This window comes from Bifidobacterium biavatii DSM 23969 (assembly GCF_000741165.1).
In the GTDB taxonomy this organism is placed as follows: Bacteria; Actinomycetota; Actinomycetes; order Actinomycetales; family Bifidobacteriaceae; genus Bifidobacterium; species Bifidobacterium biavatii.
In genome coordinates this window covers 1-17,731 of sequence record NZ_JGYN01000028.1, presented here as the reverse complement: position 1 = coordinate 17,731, position 17,731 = coordinate 1, and the positions used below count along the sequence as shown (strand labels likewise).

Here is a 17,731-nt window from a genome sequence, read left to right as displayed (position 1 = left end):
TGCTCGCCCAGCAGGATGATGACGCGTCGATTCCGCAGGTCGTCGCCGACGGCGCGTATCTGCACGGGTACGCCGCCGCGATCGCGTCCGAATCGGATCAGCGCGGATTCACGCCGCCGACGATTTACGGTGCGTCGTCGCGCGGCCCGCTCGGCGGTAAGCTCGGCCATCCGATCGTCGCCTCGGACGTGATCGACGCGATTCCCGCCGCGTTCCGCCAGCTACTGTCGTAGTCGTACATAGTCCGTACGTGCGGTGTCCGCCGGCGGCCCGTTTGGAACGGCCATCATGTTTCAAGCGGGCCGCCGGTACACTGTACTCCATCATCCACCCGACCGATTCCAAGGAGTGCCCATGGCCCAGTCCCCCATCACCGACGTCATTTTCGATTTCTGCGGCGTGCTGCTCGACTGGCAGACGCACGCCTGTCTCGACGGCCATTTTCCGGACGACGTGGTTGCCGCGATCTGCGCGGACGACGATCCTCACGGCTTCTTCCGCTACGAGGATCGTATGGACGCGGGCGAGGACTTCGCCGATATCTATCCGGACGTCGTACGCGAACAGGGCGAGGAAATCGCCGGGATTTTCAAGTACTACATCGACCATTACGACGATGCGCTGCCGCGCACGCTGCCGGGCATGGTCGAACTGCTCGAGGATCTCAAGCGCCACGGCTACGGTGTGTGGGGGCTGACGAACTGGTCGCACGAAACATTCCACTTCGCGTTCGAGAAGTTCCCACGCCTGGCCGAACTGCTGAACGATACAGTCGTCTCCGGCGTGGAGAAGATGCACAAGCCCAATACTGACATTTACGAACTCGCGCTGAACCGTTTCGGTCTCAACGCCGGTAACTGCGTGTTCTTCGACGACACCGCCAAGAACGTGGTCGGCGCCAACGAAGTCGGTATCCACGGCCTGCTCTTCGGCAACGCGCTCGAGGCCCGCGAATCCCTCACCGCTCTCGGCGTGCGCCTGTAACCGATCTCAAGTCAATCAAGAAGAAGCCCGTATGCGCATACCATGCATACGGGCTTCTTTCTTTGCACCACTTCTCTCTTACTGCCGTTTCCCCTTGAGACCGGTGTACAGCGTGTAGTAGCGGCCTTGCTGGGCGATGAGCTCGTCGTGCGTTCCGCGTTCGATGATGCGGCCTGCCTCAATCACCATGATGCAGTCCGCGTTGCGGATCGTGGACAGGCGGTGCGCGATCACGAACGTGGTGCGGCCCTTCATCAGCTCGTCCATGCCGGCCTGCACGAGCGACTCGGTGCGCGTGTCGATCGACGAGGTCGCCTCGTCCAAGATCAGTGCGGGCGGGTCGGCCACGGCGGCGCGCGCGATCGCAAGCATCTGCCGCTGTCCCTGGCTCAGCGAGGCGCCGTCGCCGGTCAGCTGCGTGTCATAGCCGTTCGGCAGCTTTTCGATGAACGTGTGTGCGTTGGCGAGCTTCGCCGCGGCGATCACCTCATCGTCGGTCGCGTCGAGCCGGCCGAAGCGGATGTTCTCCATGATCGAGCCGGAGAACAGGTGCGTGTCCTGCAGCACCATGCCGAGCGACCGGCGCAGATCAGCCTTGTGGATGTCGGCGATGTCGATGCCGTCGTACGTGATCGTGCCGGAGTCGATGTCGTAGAACCGTGTGATCAGGTTCGTGATCGTCGTCTTGCCCGCACCGGTCGAGCCGACGAGCGCGATCTTCTGACCGGGCTTGGCGAACATCGTCATGTCGTGCAGGATCGTTTTACCGGGCACGTAGCTGAACGTGACATGGTCGAGCCGGATGTCGCCGCGCATCGGCACGATCCGTCCGTCCGCGCCGCGCCAACCCCACTGGTCGGTACGGTCGTCCGTCTCGGTCAGCTCGCCGGTCGCGGAGTCGCGACGCACGCTCACCAGCGTCGTCTTGCCGTCATCCGATTCGACCTGCTGGTCGAGCAGCTTGAAAATGCGGTCCGCACCGGCCAAACCCATGACGATCGAGTTCAGCTGCTGGCTGACCTGGCTGATCGGCATCGTGAAGCTCTTAACGAATGTCAGAAAGCTCACCAAACCACCCAACGTCAGCCCGGTCACGCCATTGACCGCGAGCCAGCCGCCGACCAGCGCGCACAGCACGTACGCCACGTAGCCGAGCTGGTTGTTAATCGGCCCGAGGAAGCCGGAGAACATGTTCGCCTTGTTGGACGCGTCGAACAGCCGGTCGTTGCGCTCGCGAAAATCGGACTTCGCCGCGGCCTCGTGCGTGAACACCTTGACGACCTTCTGCCCGCTCATCATTTCCTCGACGTAGCCGTTAAGCGCGCCGACCGACTTCTGCTGGCGGGAGAAGTACGTGCCGGACTTGCCGGTCATGACCTTCGTCATCCACACCATGAGCCCCGATACGACAAGCACGACCACGGTTAGCGGCACGCTCAGGTAGATCATGCTGAACAGGATCATCACGATGCTGAACACCGAGTTGATGATCTGCGGGATGGACTGGGAGACCATCTGCCGCAGCGTGTCGATGTCGTTGGTGTACAGGCTCATCACGTCGCCGCGCGAGTTCGTGTCGAAGTAGCCGAGCGGCAGTCGCTGCATGTGTTCGAACATGCGGTTGCGCAGGCGGCGCATGAAGCCCTGCGTGATGAACGCCTTGAGCACGGCGCTCACCGCGTTGGCGACGATGCCGGCTGCGTAGATCGACGCCATGACGCCGATCGCACCGAGTAACGGACCGAAATCGTGGTCGTGCGAGGCGAGCATCGGCATGATGTACTGGTCGATGAGCGTCTGGAAGAACAGGTTGCCGCGCACCTGCGCGTAGATCGTGACGACGATGAGCGCGATCACGATGCCGTACTGCACGCCATACATGCCGAACACGAATCGCATGAGCCGCATGAAGATGCGGAACGGATGCTCCAGTTCGCGTCCCTTCTTCGCTTCGGCCGCCATGCGGCCGGCATTGCCTCGTGGTCCGGGCATCAGCGTTCCTCCTTGTCTTCGTCATCGTTGCGGACGCCATTCTGCATATCGTCGTTCGTGGCGTTCGTATCGTTCGCAGCTCCCGTTACTTCCGACGACAACTGCGCGAACTGTTCCTCGTCGAAATCGCCGCCGCCCTGCGTCTGCAGTTCGACGATGCTGCGATAGATGTCGTTCGTGCGCATGAGTTCGTCGTGCGTGCCGACGCCGCTGATCCGACCGTCGTCGAGCACGACGATCATGTCCGCGTCCTGCACACTGGAAATGCGCTGCGCAATAATGATCTTCGTCACGTCGGGCATCTGGCTGGCGAACGCGTGGCGGATCCTCGCGTCGGTGCCGGTGTCGACCGCGGACGTCGAATCGTCCAGAATCAGCACCTTCGGATCCTTGAGCAGCGCACGCGCGATGCACAGGCGCTGCTTCTGGCCGCCGGAGAAGTTCTGGCCTCCCTGCTCGACCTTCGACTCGTAGCCGTCCGGCAGCTTGTTGATGAACTCGTCGGCGCATGCGATCGCGCATACGCGCCTGCAGTCGTCGACGGTCGCGTCCAGATTACCCCAGCGCATGTTGGACAGGATCGTGCCGGAGAACAGCACATTGTTCTGCAGCACGACAGCGACCTTGTCGCGAAGCGCGTCACGGTCGTAGTCGCGCACGTCCACGCCGCCGACCGTAAGGGTGCCGCCGGTCACGTCGTACAGGCGCGGGATGAGGTTCACGAGCGTGGTTTTAGACGAACCGGTGCCGCCGATCACTCCGACGACCGCGCCGGACGGGATCGTCAGGTTGATGTCGGTGAGCACGTTTTCGGGACCTTTGGCGATGAGCTGGCGGGTGGCTTCGATGCGGCGCTTCGCGGCCGGGTCGTTCTCCGAGAGCTTGACGGCCGGGTAGGCGAAGTCGACGCGCCTGAACTCGATTGAGCCGTCGCGCACTTCCTTGACCGGATGCGTGGAGGCCGGCATGTCGTCGGTTTCGGTGAGCACTTCGGCGATGCGGCGGGCGCTAGCGGACGACATGGTGATCATCACGATCGTCATCGACAGCATGACCAGGCTCATGAGGATGTTCATGCAGTACATGAGCAGGCTGGTCAGGTCACCGGTGGTGAGCTGGTTCTGCACGATCAGGTGCGAGCCGACCCAGCTGATGAGCAGCAGGCATCCCCACACAGTGGTCTGGATGATCGGGTCAACGGCGGCGAGCACCAGCTCAGCTTTGAGGAAGATGTCGTAGATGCGTTTCGACGTGGCTTTGAACACGCGTATCTGCATGGGTTCGCGGGCGAACGCCTTGACCGCGCGCATGGCGGTCACGTTCTCTTCGACCGACTCGTTCATCGCGTCGTATTCGGGGAACGCCTGACGGAAGTATTTCGCAGCGATGTTCATGAGGATGCCGAGAATGGTGCCGAGCACGACGACCGCGCCGAGATAGATGAGTGCCATCGTGCCGGAAACCACGAACGCCATGCACATGGCGATAATGAGGCTGGAGAATGCGCGCGGCACCATGCGCAAGATCATCATAAACGCGTTCTGAATGTTCATCACATCGGTGGTGAGTCTCGTGACGAGGCTCGGCGTGGAGAACCGGTCGATGTTTGAGAACGAGAACGTCTGGATGTTGTCGTACTGGTCCTGTCTCAGGTTCTTCGCGAAACCGGTGGCGGCGCGCGAGCCGAACACCGAACCGAGGCAGCCGACCGTAAGTCCGCACAGGGCCATGAGCACCATGAGTCCGGCCGTGCGGGAGATCACGCCCATGTCGCCCTTTTCGACACCTTGGTCGATGAGCGTGGCCATGAGCAGCGGGATGATCATCTCGCATGCCACTTCGCCGATCATCCATATCGGCGTCAGAATCGCGTCGCGTTTGAATTCGCCGACGTGTTGCAGCAGTATTCGTACTGTTTTCACTTACCGTTCCTCCATGCTGGTTGCCGCGCATACGTGCGTCTGTGCCGAGTGCGGCTCCTGTGAACGCAAACAAGACTAGCAACACCATCGGTCCGCACGCGCTCGCACGTCCCGCATGATGACCATGCGCAGGCGGCGTCCAGCGACGTCCGGCCCGAACCGGGTGGGCGCAGATCCGCATAACAACAACGGCCGGGGTCGTTCCCGCACTATCGAGAACGACCCCGGCCGGAGCATCGCACGATTCGATCGGCCGAGCGACCGACCGGATTCAGTCGATCAGCTTGTATCCGTGCGAGGCGACCACCGACTTAAGCTTCGACAGATAGTCCTCCGCGGCCTTCGACAGCTTCGCACGCTCGTTGGTGATCCAGCCGACGAGCATTGTCTCGTCCGAATCGAGCGGCACGGTGACGATCTTCTCGTTGTTGAGGTCGCCGTTGTCGATGCCGGTGCACACCGTGTAGCCGTTGAGCCCGACGATGAAGTTCAGAATCGTGGCGCGGTCGGTCACGTTGATCTGCTTCGGGTTGTACTCGGGCCAGACGGCTTCCTCCGCGAAGTAGAAGCTGCCGTCCTCGCCCTGCTCGTACTGGATGAACGGGTAGGGCTTGAGGTCCTCCATGGTGAGCTTTTTCTTGCTTGCCAGCGGGTTGGTGCGGGCGAGGAACACGTGCAGCGGGGCGCGGAACAGCGGATGGAACTCGAGGTGCTTCTCGCGCAGCAGCTTGCCGATCACGTCCTTGTTGAAATCGGACAGGTACAGGATGCCGATTTCGGAGAGCATGTTGGCGACCTGGTTGATGATGTCCTTGGTACGCGTCTCGCGGATCGTGAACTCGTATTCGTCGGACTTGATCGAATTGATCATCTCGACGAACGCCTCGACGGCGAACATGTAGTGCTGGGTGGACACGGAGCACAGCTGCTTGCGTGGCTTCGCGTTCTTGTAGCGCTCCTCGAGCAGAGCGGCCTGGTCGAGCACCTGGCGCGCGTAGGTGAGGAACTCCGCGCCGTCGACGGTCAGGGCGATGCCCTGCGAGGAGCGGGTGAAGATCTCGATGCCCAGCTCATTTTCGAGTTCCTTCACGGACGAGCTCAACGCGGGTTGCGAAACGTACAGTTCATGCGAGGCCTCGTTCATCGACCCGCATTCGACGATCTTGACGATGTATTTCAGCTGCAGCAGTGTCATAAACTCTAGTTATAGCGTAAGCCCGCTACGTGAGATCGACTTATAAGTCCGACTTCCGTGTATGATGTGAATCGTTCAGAACAGACAATGGCGGTTCGATATGCCAGAATCGCCGGAACAGCAAGGACGTACCACGTTGATTATTCGATAAGCGGCACCGGCGGACGGCTTCGCAGATGAAGCATATCCGTATGGAACGCTTGTCGCATGGCTCCGCGCATGGACTCGCTTCGCTTCGAATCCGTGGCGACCATGCCGTCCTTGCATATGCCGTTCGCATATTGGTGCCATACGCAATCACATCCATTACGCCGCAACCGAAGGTTCCCGCAATCATCAGCGAGACGCCGGTTCGCGGCAAGCGCACAGCATTGGAGTGCCATATGTCACCGAATTCCGTACTCACCCTGTCCCATATCACCTTCACCTATCCCGAAGCGCCGGAACCATTGTTCGAGAACGTGTCGGCCACGTTCGCCCGCGGCTGGACGGCCGTATTGGGCGACAACGGCATCGGCAAGACCACGCTGGCCCGCATCGCGCTCGGCCGACTGCAACCCGATTCCGGCAGTGTCTCCCCCACTCCGGGTAGCTTCGTTCCCGGGTACTGCCCGCAGAACACCGATGAGATGCCGACGAATCTGGAGGATTTCGCCAACGACTGGTCGCCGGAGACACTGGCGATCCGTCGCGATCTAAACATCGGCGACGACTGGCCGTGGCGCGCTGATACGTTGTCCGGCGGCGAGGCAAAGCGCCTGCAGATCGCCTGCGCGTTGGCGTTGCGTCCGGACGTGCTGGTGCTAGACGAGCCGACGAACCACGTGGACGCGCCGACCCGCGGGCACATCATCGCCGCGTTGCGTGCGTTCGACGGCATTGGCATCCTTGTATCGCATGACGTGGCGTTGATCGACGCAGTAGCCGACCGTTGCGCGTTCTTCGAACGCGACCATGTGAGGGGACGCAACGTGACCGTCATTCGTATGCGACCAGGCAACTATTCCGCCGCATCGGCGAGCGCGGCGATCGACCGTCAGTCGGCGGACACGGCGTTGCGCGACGCACGCCGCGAATCCGCGCGACTCGCGTCGGTCAAGGCGCAGCGCAAGCATGACGCGACGCTGGAAGTGTCGTCGGCCAGGAACCATCGTTTCGTCAATCCAAAAGATCATGACGCGAGAAACGCGATCAAATACAACCACAATCCAAGCAGTCTCGGACCGGCGAGCGCCCGTATCGACGCGCAGGTCACGGCGGCCCAGGAGAAGGCGGCAGACATGGTCACGGCTGCGAAACGGTATGACGGCGACATCTGGATGGATGCCGAGTCGAGCAGCCGCCGTGAATTGGTGCGGCTGGAGGCCGGATTCATCCCCTACGGGGACGATGCCGACGTAACGGTTTCGGAGCGTGGCGACGGCGTCGCCATTCCCATGCTGACTGTCGGCCCGCACGATCGCATTGGCATCAGCGGACCGAACGGTACCGGCAAAACCACGCTGGTCAATGCGATGCTGCACGCCATCGATCAGGATGAGCGGCGCACCGGATTGCATGTGCCCCGCCTGGTGTTGCCGCAGAACACCACGGATGCGGATGCCCGGTGGGCGATGACGCGTCTGGCCTCATTGACGCCGCAAGATCGCGGCATCGTCCTGTCGTCCGTCGCGCAGCTGAACGCCGACCCGGACCGTTTGCTCGCCGGCGGCAGTCCGTCTCCGGGCGAACTGCGCAAGCTGCTGTTGTGTCTGGGACTGCGTCGGCATCCACATCTGATCGTCATGGACGAGCCAACGAATCATCTTGATCTGCATTCGATGCAGGCGTTGGGCCGTGCGCTGGCACAGTATCCCGGCGCGTTGATACTCGTCTCCCATGACGAGAGTTTCCTGCGGCAGGCCACGACGGTCCGCTGGTCGTTGCAACGCGCCGGCGCGCGGGCTCGTCTGACGATCGACCGATAACAGGACGAGTCCTTCCGCCAATAGGTAAACAGCGGAAGGACTCGTTCAATATGCGGTCATGCAGGCACGGTCACGCGCCGTACTGAGCGAGGTAGGCGTCGGCGGCGGCCTTGATCTCAGGGGTCACGTACGGTTCGCCGGACGCGGTGGTGATGTGCTGGCCAGCTTCGAAGATCTCGCGCACGTTGGCGATGGCGAACACCGGGAAGCCGAATTCGGCTTCGACGGCCTTGACGGCGGACAGGTCGGAGTCCTTGGTCTTCTCCATGCGGTCGACGGACAGCACGAGGCCCACGACCTCAACGTCCGCTTCGGCCTTGAGCTTGGGGATGACCTCGCGCACGGCGGTGCCGGCGGTCATCACGTCGTCGACGAGCAGCACTTTCATGCCGTCCTTGAGCTGTGTGCCGACCATCATGCCGCCGTCACCGTGGTCTTTCTTCTCCTTGCGGTCGAACGTGTAGCCGATTTCCATGCCGTGCGCAGAGGTCAGCGCGATCGCGGTGGATACGCCCAGCGGGATGCCCTTGTACGCCGGGCCGAACACGGTGTCGATGTCGGCGGGCAGATTGCCGGCCTTGATCTCCTCGGCGATCTTCTCGGCGTAGAACGCGCCAAGCGTGGCGATCTTGCGGCCGTCGTTGAACGCGCCCGCGTTGATGAAGTACGGGGACTTGCGGCCGGACTTCAACGTGAAGTCGCCGAATTTGAGCGCCTGCGAGTCGAGCAGGAACTCGGTGAAGCGATGGTCGAGCGATGCGGTGGTCATGATGTTCTCCTTATCGAAACCACGGCTCCCCGGTGGAACGGGGAGCCGAAACATACGTCATACGGTGCCGTCAGCGCCAGGTCTCGCCCGCGGCGAGCTTCGCCGCAAGCTCCGGACGTGAGTCGAGCAGGTCGTCGAGTTCGCGCGCCACGCGGATCGGCGCGGTCGGATCGTAGAGCGCGGCCGCGCCCACTTCGACGGCGTTCGCACCGGCGTACAGGAATTCGAGCGCCTTCTCGCCCGAGTCGATGCCGCCGATGCCGATGATCGGGATGTCCGGCAAGGCCTGGCGCACACGCCACACGAAGCCGAGCGCGATCGGGAAAATCGCCGGGCCGCTCACGCCGCCGGTGCGGTTAGAGATGATCGGCTCTCCGGTGCGAATGTCGATGCGCATGCCGACAAGCGTGTTGATCAGGCTCAGCGCGTCCGCCCCCGCTTCGGCGGCGGCGCGTGCGATGAGCGCGATATCGGTCACGTTCGGCGACAGCTTGACGATCATCGGCTTGGACGTGAGCTTGCGCAGATGGCCGATGAGCCGGCTCAACGCGACCGGGTCGGTGCCGACGGACATGCCGCCGTGGCTCACGTTCGGGCAGCTCACGTTGATTTCGAGCATGTCGGCCGGCGAGTCGGCGAGTTTGGCGACGACCTGCGCGTAGTCGTCGTCGCTGTGGCCTGCGACGTTGGTGACGACGGTCGCGCCGAGTTCCTTGAGCTTGGGCAGTTCGTCGACGAGATAGTGGTCAACGCCCGGGTTCTGCAGGCCAACCGCGTTGACCATGCCAGCCGGGCTTTCGGCCGTGCGCGGGCCGGGGTTGCCTTCCCACGGCACCGGGGAAACGCCCTTGGTGGAGATCGCGCCCATCTGGCTCACGTCGTAGAACCAGCGGCAGGCGGCCAGTTGGAACGTGCCGGACGCGGTACCGACCGGGTTCTTCCATTCGACGCCGGCGACGACAGTCTTGTGCTTCCACTCGTGCTTTTCGTACACGTTGATCGGGGTGTTGCCGTTCTCGGTCATTGATTCACGCCTCCCATCCGAGCTGTTCCGCGGTGAACACCGGACCGTCCGAGCACACCTTCTTGCGTCCGTCGACCGTGTCGACCACACACACCACGCAGGTGCCGTAGCCGCAGCCCATACGCTGTTCCATGCTCAGCTGGCTCGGGATGCCGCGCTTGGACGCCCACTGGGCGACCGCCTTCATCATCGGCAGCGGACCACAGGACAGGATCACCGGCGCGAGACCATCGCGGGTGAGTTCGCCGGCCGCTTCCATCCGGTCGAGCAGCGTGATGACGTTTCCTTCGGATTCGTCGATACTTACCGTTGCATCCGCGTAGCGGGACACGTACCGGTCCGCGAAATGATCGTTGCGGTAGCCGAACACGGCGGTAGTGCGCGCGTCGCCGTTCGACTGGAGATGCTGCGCGGTGTAGATGAGCGGAGGCACGCCGAGACCACCGCCGACGAGGATGTAATGCGCGGCGGTTTTCGTGTTGAACGGGCGGCCGAGCGGGCCGAGCACGTCAATGCGATCCCCTGCCGCAAGTTCGGCGAATTCCGCGGTGCCCTTGCCGACGACGGCGAAGATGACACTCACCAGATCGCCGTCCACCTCGCTCACGCCGAACGGACGCGGCAGCAGTTTCATCGGGTCATGGCTGAACAGGTTCACGAACTGCGCCGGACGCGCGTGCTTCGCGATGTACGCGTCGCGGAACGTGAGACGGTACACGCCTGCGGTGAGTTTGACTACTTCGGTGATGTCGACCGTGTGGCGGCCGGGGAAATAGCCGGCTTCGGTCGCTTCGGCAACCACGTCGGCGGTGGGGGTGAAGGGTGCTGTGGGCATTGCTTCCTTGGTTCTCCTCGTCTGCGTCTTGTTATTCACGCCAATGGCCTAGCTTACGGCAAGGTCTGCCGCAGATGACCGGTCATGCCTGCGGACAGGCGCCGTACCGATCAATGCACAATTCCTGCGCCGCCGCCCTTCCCCATGCGAAAAGCCGCGGGCTGCGGGCGGGCCGGTCATTCGTTTCCCGGCCCGCCCGCCATGCTCACCGGTACACGTTCACACGCAGGTCGTCACGCATGTCCTGTGCGGCCTTGCGTGCGGCGGAAGCAACGAGGGCGAGCGCATCGTCGGCGCTCATGTCGTCACGGTAGTCGCCGGTCTTCTTCCATGCGCCGATGATGCCGCGCGACGAGTTGACGATCGCACCGGAACCGTCCGCGTCGAACATGCCGGCGACGCCGGTCGCCGTGCCTCCCTGCGCGCCGTAGCCGGGCACGAGGAAGAACGTGTGCGGCATGCGCTTGCGTAACGCGGCACCCTCCTCCGGATGTGTCGCGCCGACGACCGCACCGACACGCGAGTAGCCGTGCTTGCCGATGGAACCGCTCCCCCAGCCTTCGACCAGATCGGCGACGTGTTCGTAGAGCTTGCCGCCGTCGGCGAGGTCGAGTTCCTGCAGTTCCTTGCTGGACGGATTCGACGTGCGCACGAGCACGAAAATGTCCTTGTCGGCCGCGTTTGCTGCGTCCACGAACGGCGTGATGCCGTCGGTGCCGAGGTACGGGTTGACGGTGACTGCGTCTTCGTGCCACGGGTCGAACGGCTGCGTATCGCCGTCAAAGCCCACGACGCCGCTCAGGTGGCCGGCGTAGGCGGCGGCGGTCGAGCCAATGTCGCCGCGCTTGATGTCGCCGAGCACGTACAGTCCCTGCTGCTGCGCGTATTCACAGGTCATCGTGTACGCATCCACGCCGGCCGGGCCGATCGCCTCGTACATGGCGATCTGCGGTTTGACGGCGGGCACGATGTCGGCGACCGCGTCGATGATCGTACGGTTGAATTCGAAATACGCAACGGCGAGCTGCGCGGCCGGGATTTCCGACTCGTCCTCGACCGAGTCGCGTACCTCGTCGGCGAACGATGCGACGACCTGCGGCGGCACGAGCGCCGGCGTCGGGTCGAGTCCAACCACGCTCGGATTCTGCGCGTTTTCGATCGCTTCGATCAGTCGATCCATGACGTTGTTCCTTTCGTTACTTGATCCGGCTGAACGCTAGTTTCGAACCGAGTACGGTGGCGAGCGGTCGGCCAGTGACCTGCCATCCGCCGAACGGCGTGTTGCGTGCGGCCGAATGGAACCGTTCGGGGTCCACCGTCCATGATTCGCCGGTGTTGAGGATCACCAGATTGACGTTTTCGGGATGTTCGACCTTACCCAAGTCCAATGTGCGCTTGACCGCGCACTTGGCGGACGTGTTGAGCAGTCCGGCCACATCGGTCGGCGTGTGACCCATGAGATGCTGCGGCGCGACCGACATGAGCTCGATGAGCCGCTTGTCGTCAATATATCCACCGTCGACGAGCACCTTGTGCGCGACACCGTACGCGCATTCGAGGCCAATGATGCCGTTCGGCGCGTCAAGGAACCCTCGTTCCTTTTCCTCGAGCGTGTGCGGCGCATGATCGGTGGCGAGCATGTCGACCGTGCCGTCCGCGATCGCGGCGATCGTCGCCTGACGGTCGGCAGCGGAGCGCAGCGGCGGGTTCATTTTCGCTAGCGTGCCGTATTTGAGCAGGTCCTCGTCGCACAATGCGATGTAGTGCGGCGCGGTTTCACAGGTGATCGGCAGTCCTTCGGCCTTCGCCTTGCGGATCGCGTCGAACGAGATCGCCGTACTCACGTGCTGGAAGTGCACGTGGACGCCGGTTTCACGGGCTTTCTCGATGTCGCGCGACACAATCTTCAGCTCGGTGTCCTCCGGAATGCCGGGCACGCCGAGTTCGCGCGCGACTGGGCCGTCGTTGACCGCGCCGGTGTCGTGGTGCTCGCAGTGTTCGATCAGATACAGGCCAGTGTCCTTGACATTGCGCAGCACGTCGTCGAGAATGCCGGGCGTCACGGCGGAACCGTCGTCGCTGACCGCGGTGACCGGATGATCAAGCTGGTACGTGTCCTTGGCGGTCCCGCGCACGGTCGCAGACGACGGCAGGTAGTCGCGCCAACGGTCCGGGTCGGTCGCTTCACCGCCGACGCGTCCCTTCGACGCGCACACGCACAGGTCGTAGCGCACCGGCAGCGCGACGTCATGCACGGCCTCGTAATGCTGCAGGTAGTCGATCACCGTATCGTAGCCGGCGTCGAGCACTTCGGACGCGCCGGGCTCGTCGGCGGTCACCGGTTCGCCGTCCATTGCCGGCACGGTGTTCGGCATGATGAGCACGTTCGTGTAACCGCCCGACGCGGACGCACGGCAGCCGGAAATCATCGATTCCTTGTAGGTCTGTCCGGGATCGCGGAAGTGCACGTGCGGGTCGGCGAAACCGGGTGCGACAGTCAGGCCGGTCGCGTCGAACTCGCCGTCCGTCACCGCGCCCGTTTCGCTGAACAGTCGGCTTGCGTCGGCTTCGGGGATCACCAGGTCGATCGTCTCGCCAGTGTCCCACACCGTGATGTTGCGCAGGGTCAGCATATTGGCTCCTTGTTTCAGGGTGCTCAGTTCAAGATACTCATCGGTTGTTCGTATCAGGAAAGGCTCCCCGCGCTGTCGGAACGGCGGATCTCGCGGGGAGCCGATGGAAATGTCAGAGTTTCGCTTCCTCGTCGCAGTAATCGCAACGGTACTCCTGACGTTCGGAGTGCGTCAGGTGGAACATCTGGTCGATGCCGCGTTCGGTGGTGGTCACGCAGCGCGGGTTCTTGCAGGTGAGGATGTTGACCACGTGCTCCGGCAGCGTCGGCGTCTTCTTTTCGACGATCTTGCCGCCGCGCACGATACCGACGGTCGCGGTGCGCGCGACAAGGCCGAGCACGTCGAGGTCGATGGCGGGCGTCTTCTTGCCGTCCTCGTCCTCGATTTTGATGATGTCCTTCGTGCCGTACAGGTGGCTGTCAGTGTTCATGATCAGCGCGAGCTTGGTCTTCGCCGGGTTGATCTTCAGGTATTCGAGCACCTTGAGCGCGGTGCCAGCCGGCACATGATCGATGATGATGCCGTTGACGATGCTGGTGACTTCCATCAGGCCTTGACCTCCTTGGCTTCAAGCGGTTCGTATCCGGGCAGTTCGTCGCCGATCACAGAGCTTTCGAGCGCCATGCGCATGAGCATACCGTTCTTCACCTGCTCGAAGTAGGCGGCGCGCGGGTCGTTGTCGACCTCGACGGCGATTTCGTTGATGCGCGGCAGCGGGTGCAGCACGGCCATGTTCGGCTTGGCGAGCTGGAGCTTGTCCTCATCGAGGATGTACGTGTCGCGCAGACGCAGGTAGTCGTCCTCGTTGAAGAAGCGTTCCTGCTGCACGCGGGTCATGTACAGCACGTCAAGGTCGCCGATCACGGAGACGAGATCCTTGACCTCGGTGTAGGAGCAGGACGGAGTCGCGTCGATGCGGTCGAGCACGTACTGGGGGGTCTTGAGCTCGTCGGGGCTGATGAGCACGAAATGCACGTTGCCGAAGCGGCACAGTGTTTCGATGAGGCTGTGCACAGTGCGGCCGAACATGAGATCGCCGCACAGGCCGACGGTCAGGTCGGTGACGCGGCCGAAGCGCGACTGCAGCGTGGCAAGATCGGCAAGCGTCTGCGTGGGGTGCATGTGGCCGCCGTCGCCGGCATTGATGACCGGTACGGACGCGGCGCGGGAGGCGACGAGCGCCGCACCTTCCTTCGGATGGCGGATCGCGACCACGTCGACGTAGTTGGACACGGTCTTAAGCGTGTCCGCGATCGACTCGCCCTTGGACGCGCTGGACAGCTGGGAACCAGCAAAGCCGATCACTTTGCCGCCGAGGCGCAGCATGGCGGTCTCGAAGCTCAGACGCGTGCGCGTGCTCGGCTCGTAGAACAGCGTGGCCAGCACCCTGCCGTCGCAGGTGTGCGCGACTTCCCGGCGATGGGAATCGATGTACTGCGCCTTATGCAGCAGTTCCTTGATCTGGCGGAGGGAAAGATCATCGAGCGAGATGACGCTCTTACCAATCATCGGCGTCTCAACCGACTCGTCTGTTACTGACACGGCTCACCTTTCTTGCGTGAAGCGGATAAGGTGGCCACAGAAGTGACCTATCCGACTATACACGCGTTTCGCCGTGACACGCGACCCCGCGTGTTCACCGTATGTTCACCTCCTGCGGCATGGGGGTGAACACATCTGATCGCAACGGATGCCGGACGTCAGGGATGCGGGCGGACCGCATTTTGTCCGGTTGATATTGGCAGCACGTAAAGCCGCCGGCTCGATATATGCTGGCGACTGTCAAGGGAAGGAAACGCTATGGATACCGTACCGATCGATGCCGACGGTGAAACGACGCAGGTGATTCCGCCATACGTACCACCGCAGAACGCGCCGGAGACGACACCTGATTCCCCGGACCGCGACGTCGCCTCGCATACGTGGGTCATGGGTGTCGTCGTTGCCGCTGCAGTCATGCTGCTCGTCGTCGCAGGCATATGGACTGTGACGCGGATCCATGCGCAGCATGAGACCGCCCTAAGCGCTTGCCGGTCGTCGCTCTCCGCATATGCGAAGGCGCATGATCGTCTCCAGCAAGCCACCGGAACCATGTCAGAATCGGTTTCCATAGCCTGCTCCGGCAAGGATTCCACGGAGGGACTCTATGCGGCCTCCTCCGTGTTGAGATCCGCCGCCGGCACGATGAACGAACAGGCGGCCGCAATCGAACAGCGCAACCGCGACGACAGCACCAACGACCCGGATCACAAGCAGTCAGAAACGCCGAGCTCATCGGATGACACCGCGCAGGCCAGGCGGGAACTGGGCAAGTCCATCGACACCGCGAACGCACTGCTCGACAGCGTGGGGAAGACCATCGGGGACGGCACCGCGGGCAGGATGATCGTCAACGGGCTCAGCACGGCCGTCGACGCAGCCGACAAGCTCATGAACGACAGCGGCATCACCGATTCCAAATACTATAAGGCAGCCAAGGTCACACTAGACGAGGCGATCACCGCGGTCAACGACTGGGTGGACGCGCAGGCCGGCAAAGCGGACTGATCGGGCCCATGACCGGCCGCCCGCACACGCAGTCGAAACGCCGCGTCAGACCACTGTCGGAATGACAGCAACAAACGGTGTAAGGGCTTGTCGGACTTTCAACGCCTCCGCCATGTGACTCCCCTTTGCCGGAAAACTGTCACACAGCGGCCGAGAAGCGGTCACGCTCCATCACGATAAACCCGACCGGGCACTGGCCTATTCGCAGGCGACACCGTTGCCATCGCGATCGAGCTTGGCAGAATATCCCGGATCACCCTTGTGCAGCGGCGCCTTGCCGGCGGCGCGCACGGCATCGCAGTTCTTATAAGTGACCGTATTATCACCGTCTGCGTTGTCGGTATTGTCCGACGACTGCTGATTGTTGGTCGTGCTGCTTTGCGTGCCGCTCTGGCCGGAGTCCTGACCAGCATCGTCATCCGTATTGGACGACGTTGCACTATCATCTTCCGGCACGGTTTGCGACGGGCAGCTGGCAAGCACGTTCGCCATGGCATCATGTTCGGCCTGGGTGACCCACAGCGCATACTTTGATTTCACGCCGATCTGCCGGGCCACGTATGCGCAACGGTACGACTTGTTCGCCGGCAGCCACGTCGCGGCGTCCCCGTCACTTTTCTGCTGATTGGAAGGACCATCGACTGCAAGCAGATTATACGGATCGTTGGCCAGTTGCTCGCGTTGGTCGGCGGTCAGCTGCTGCGCCCCCTTTTGCCAGGCGTCGGACAGGGCGACGACATGGTCGATTTGCACGGCGGCACTGGTATTCTGCCCGCGTACGAAGTTGATGGTGGACCCCGTGTACGGATCCTGCAGCGTTCCGGTTGCGACGACGCAATCATGCGTACCGGCCTTGTATGTTTTGTCGGTCAGGTCACGGTTGAGAATGTCGTTGCGCGTATCACAGCCGTTGTGGTCGACATCGGCCCATGCAGCGCCGAACTGGTCGCGAGAATAGCCTGTTTTCGGAGCACGGCCTTTGACGGGAAGTTTGGCCAAGGCATCGGTTGCCGGAGATCCGCTTGCATTCGTTCCCGCAGACGTGGTTTGGTCATTGCTGTCCAGTTGCAGTGATGACGTGCAGGCGGACAGTCCCAATGCCACTGCCAGTGCCAATGACACGATTCCGGCAGCACGCCGGCGCCCGCCATGCTGTGTCCGATCCGAATACGGCGACATGATCATAACCTCCTATATCGCTGTTGGCATCATGCCCGGTATGCGATTATACGGAAATATGCTGTACAGATAAGGAAAGCCCGATACCGTTGTGGTATCGGGCTTTCTGGTAAAAGTGTTGATGCGGCGGTGTGCTACTCTCCCACACTCTATCGGGTGCAGTACCATTGCCGTGCCAGGCCTTAGCTTCCGGGTTCGGAATGGAGCCGGGCGTCTCACCTGGGCCATGACCGCCGCAAATCTTTAATTAACAGTTAAACAAGCATGCTCGTTTAACCGGTATTCGTGATGGTTTGGGAACCGGAGAGTGAACGCGTTATTTTTCGTGTTGATCGTGTGATCGTGAGTATTCCTTGTCACCTCACAAGATCTTGCGCAGTATGGATCATGCGTGTCACACTCATACGAGTGTGCATAGTTGGTTGCTGTTCCCTGTTAGTACCGGTCAGCTCCACCGCTTGCACGGCTTCCACGTCCGGCCTATCAACCACGTGTTCTTCATGGAGGGTACAAAGGCTCAAGGCCTTACGGAATCCTTATCTTGGAGCGGGCTTCCCGCTTAGATGCTTTCAGCGGTTATCCCTTCCGAACGTAGCTAACCAGCCATACCCCTGGCGGGATAACTGGCATACCAGAGGTTCGTCCACCCAGGTCCTCTCGTACTATGGGCAGGCCTCCTCAAGA

The 17,731-nt window shown here is 62.2% G+C and carries 14 protein-coding genes, 2 rRNA genes and 1 pseudogene; 4 read left to right on the top strand and 13 right to left on the bottom strand.

Going from position 1 to position 17,731, the window contains the following annotated elements:
• Both BBIA_RS14460 and BBIA_RS09500 read left to right on the top strand, forming a co-directional pair.
• Positions 1 to 233, top strand: a pseudogene (locus tag BBIA_RS14460) (bifunctional ADP-dependent NAD(P)H-hydrate dehydratase/NAD(P)H-hydrate epimerase); the annotation flags it as partial.
• A gap of 121 nt (positions 234 to 354) precedes the next feature.
• Positions 355 to 984, top strand: a complete 630-nt coding sequence (locus tag BBIA_RS09500) for an HAD family hydrolase (RefSeq protein ID WP_033493569.1) — start codon at positions 355 to 357, stop codon at positions 982 to 984.
• A gap of 78 nt (positions 985 to 1,062) precedes the next feature.
• Here the strand turns inward: BBIA_RS09500 and BBIA_RS09495 are convergent, their stop codons facing one another.
• The 3 genes from BBIA_RS09495 to BBIA_RS09485 all read right to left on the bottom strand — a co-directional run bounded on the left by BBIA_RS09495 (position 1,063) and on the right by BBIA_RS09485 (position 6,093).
• On the bottom strand, positions 1,063 to 2,976 hold the full coding sequence (locus tag BBIA_RS09495) for an ABC transporter ATP-binding protein (protein WP_033493567.1): 1,914 nt from the start codon (positions 2,974 to 2,976) through the stop codon (positions 1,063 to 1,065).
• Positions 2,976 to 4,898 carry an ABC transporter ATP-binding protein gene (locus BBIA_RS09490; RefSeq protein ID WP_202962046.1) on the bottom strand — a complete coding sequence of 641 codons (1,923 nt, stop codon included), beginning with the start codon at positions 4,896 to 4,898 and terminating at the stop codon, positions 2,976 to 2,978. Before BBIA_RS09490 ends, BBIA_RS09495 begins: the two co-directional genes overlap by 1 nt.
• A gap of 271 nt (positions 4,899 to 5,169) precedes the next feature.
• On the bottom strand, positions 5,170 to 6,093 hold the full coding sequence (locus BBIA_RS09485) for a LysR family transcriptional regulator (RefSeq protein WP_033493566.1): 924 nt from the start codon (positions 6,091 to 6,093) through the stop codon (positions 5,170 to 5,172).
• A gap of 383 nt (positions 6,094 to 6,476) precedes the next feature.
• On the opposite strand from BBIA_RS09485, the gene BBIA_RS09480 reads away from it, so the two are divergent.
• Entirely contained in the window at positions 6,477 to 8,060 is a 1,584-nt protein-coding gene (locus BBIA_RS09480) for an ATP-binding cassette domain-containing protein (protein WP_033493563.1), read from the top strand.
• A gap of 70 nt (positions 8,061 to 8,130) precedes the next feature.
• Here the strand turns inward: BBIA_RS09480 and pyrE are convergent, their stop codons facing one another.
• The 7 genes from pyrE to pyrB form a co-directional block, all read right to left on the bottom strand.
• Positions 8,131 to 8,829 carry an orotate phosphoribosyltransferase gene (gene pyrE / locus BBIA_RS09475; protein ID WP_033493561.1) on the bottom strand — a complete coding sequence of 233 codons (699 nt, stop codon included), beginning with the start codon at positions 8,827 to 8,829 and terminating at the stop codon, positions 8,131 to 8,133.
• 70 nt (positions 8,830 to 8,899) lie between these two features.
• On the bottom strand, positions 8,900 to 9,853 hold the full coding sequence (locus BBIA_RS09470; protein WP_033493559.1) for a dihydroorotate dehydrogenase: 954 nt from the start codon (positions 9,851 to 9,853) through the stop codon (positions 8,900 to 8,902).
• A 4-nt stretch (positions 9,854 to 9,857) separates the two neighbouring features.
• A complete protein-coding gene (locus BBIA_RS09465; protein WP_033493558.1) occupies positions 9,858 to 10,688 on the bottom strand; it encodes a dihydroorotate dehydrogenase electron transfer subunit in 831 nt (276 codons plus the stop codon).
• A 205-nt stretch (positions 10,689 to 10,893) separates the two neighbouring features.
• Entirely contained in the window at positions 10,894 to 11,868 is a 975-nt protein-coding gene (gene pyrF, locus BBIA_RS09460) for an orotidine-5'-phosphate decarboxylase (RefSeq protein ID WP_033493556.1), read from the bottom strand.
• 16 nt (positions 11,869 to 11,884) lie between these two features.
• Positions 11,885 to 13,321: a dihydroorotase gene (locus BBIA_RS09455; RefSeq protein WP_033493554.1), complete on the bottom strand. Its 1,437-nt coding sequence runs from the start codon at positions 13,319 to 13,321 to the stop codon at positions 11,885 to 11,887.
• 112 nt (positions 13,322 to 13,433) lie between these two features.
• Entirely contained in the window at positions 13,434 to 13,868 is a 435-nt protein-coding gene (locus BBIA_RS09450; protein WP_033493552.1) for an aspartate carbamoyltransferase regulatory subunit, read from the bottom strand.
• A complete protein-coding gene (pyrB, locus tag BBIA_RS09445) occupies positions 13,868 to 14,830 on the bottom strand; it encodes an aspartate carbamoyltransferase (RefSeq protein WP_033493550.1) in 963 nt (320 codons plus the stop codon). The genes BBIA_RS09450 and pyrB overlap by 1 nt, the downstream gene beginning before the upstream one ends.
• A gap of 291 nt (positions 14,831 to 15,121) precedes the next feature.
• On the opposite strand from pyrB, the gene BBIA_RS13445 reads away from it, so the two are divergent.
• Positions 15,122 to 15,868, top strand: a complete 747-nt coding sequence (locus tag BBIA_RS13445) for a hypothetical protein (protein WP_051923948.1) — start codon at positions 15,122 to 15,124, stop codon at positions 15,866 to 15,868.
• A 198-nt stretch (positions 15,869 to 16,066) separates the two neighbouring features.
• On the opposite strand, the gene BBIA_RS09435 is transcribed toward BBIA_RS13445, so the two are convergent.
• The 3 genes from BBIA_RS09435 to BBIA_RS09425 all read right to left on the bottom strand — a co-directional run.
• Positions 16,067 to 17,047, bottom strand: a complete 981-nt coding sequence (locus BBIA_RS09435; protein ID WP_081892224.1) for a GmrSD restriction endonuclease domain-containing protein — start codon at positions 17,045 to 17,047, stop codon at positions 16,067 to 16,069.
• 121 nt (positions 17,048 to 17,168) lie between these two features.
• Positions 17,169 to 17,285, bottom strand: a 5S ribosomal RNA gene (rrf, locus tag BBIA_RS09430).
• Between the two features lie 176 nt (positions 17,286 to 17,461).
• A 23S ribosomal RNA gene (locus BBIA_RS09425) occupies positions 17,462 to 17,731 on the bottom strand; the annotation flags it as partial.

Coding starts and splice junctions, on each gene's coding strand:
- BBIA_RS09500 (WP_033493569.1), top strand. CDS start 355: ATGGCCCAGTCCCCCATCACCGACGTCATTTTCGATTTCTGCGGCGTG.
- BBIA_RS09495 (WP_033493567.1), bottom strand. CDS start 2,976: ATGCCCGGACCACGAGGCAATGCCGGCCGCATGGCGGCCGAAGCGAAG.
- BBIA_RS09485 (WP_033493566.1), bottom strand. CDS start 6,093: ATGACACTGCTGCAGCTGAAATACATCGTCAAGATCGTCGAATGCGGG.
- BBIA_RS09480 (WP_033493563.1), top strand. CDS start 6,477: ATGTCACCGAATTCCGTACTCACCCTGTCCCATATCACCTTCACCTAT.
- pyrE (WP_033493561.1), bottom strand. CDS start 8,829: ATGACCACCGCATCGCTCGACCATCGCTTCACCGAGTTCCTGCTCGAC.
- BBIA_RS09470 (WP_033493559.1), bottom strand. CDS start 9,853: ATGACCGAGAACGGCAACACCCCGATCAACGTGTACGAAAAGCACGAG.
- BBIA_RS09465 (WP_033493558.1), bottom strand. CDS start 10,688: ATGCCCACAGCACCCTTCACCCCCACCGCCGACGTGGTTGCCGAAGCG.
- pyrF (WP_033493556.1), bottom strand. CDS start 11,868: ATGGATCGACTGATCGAAGCGATCGAAAACGCGCAGAATCCGAGCGTG.
- BBIA_RS09455 (WP_033493554.1), bottom strand. CDS start 13,321: ATGCTGACCCTGCGCAACATCACGGTGTGGGACACTGGCGAGACGATC.
- BBIA_RS09450 (WP_033493552.1), bottom strand. CDS start 13,868: ATGGAAGTCACCAGCATCGTCAACGGCATCATCATCGATCATGTGCCG.
- pyrB (WP_033493550.1), bottom strand. CDS start 14,830: ATGATTGGTAAGAGCGTCATCTCGCTCGATGATCTTTCCCTCCGCCAG.
- BBIA_RS13445 (WP_051923948.1), top strand. CDS start 15,122: ATGGATACCGTACCGATCGATGCCGACGGTGAAACGACGCAGGTGATT.
- BBIA_RS09435 (WP_081892224.1), bottom strand. CDS start 17,047: ATGTCGCCGTATTCGGATCGGACACAGCATGGCGGGCGCCGGCGTGCT.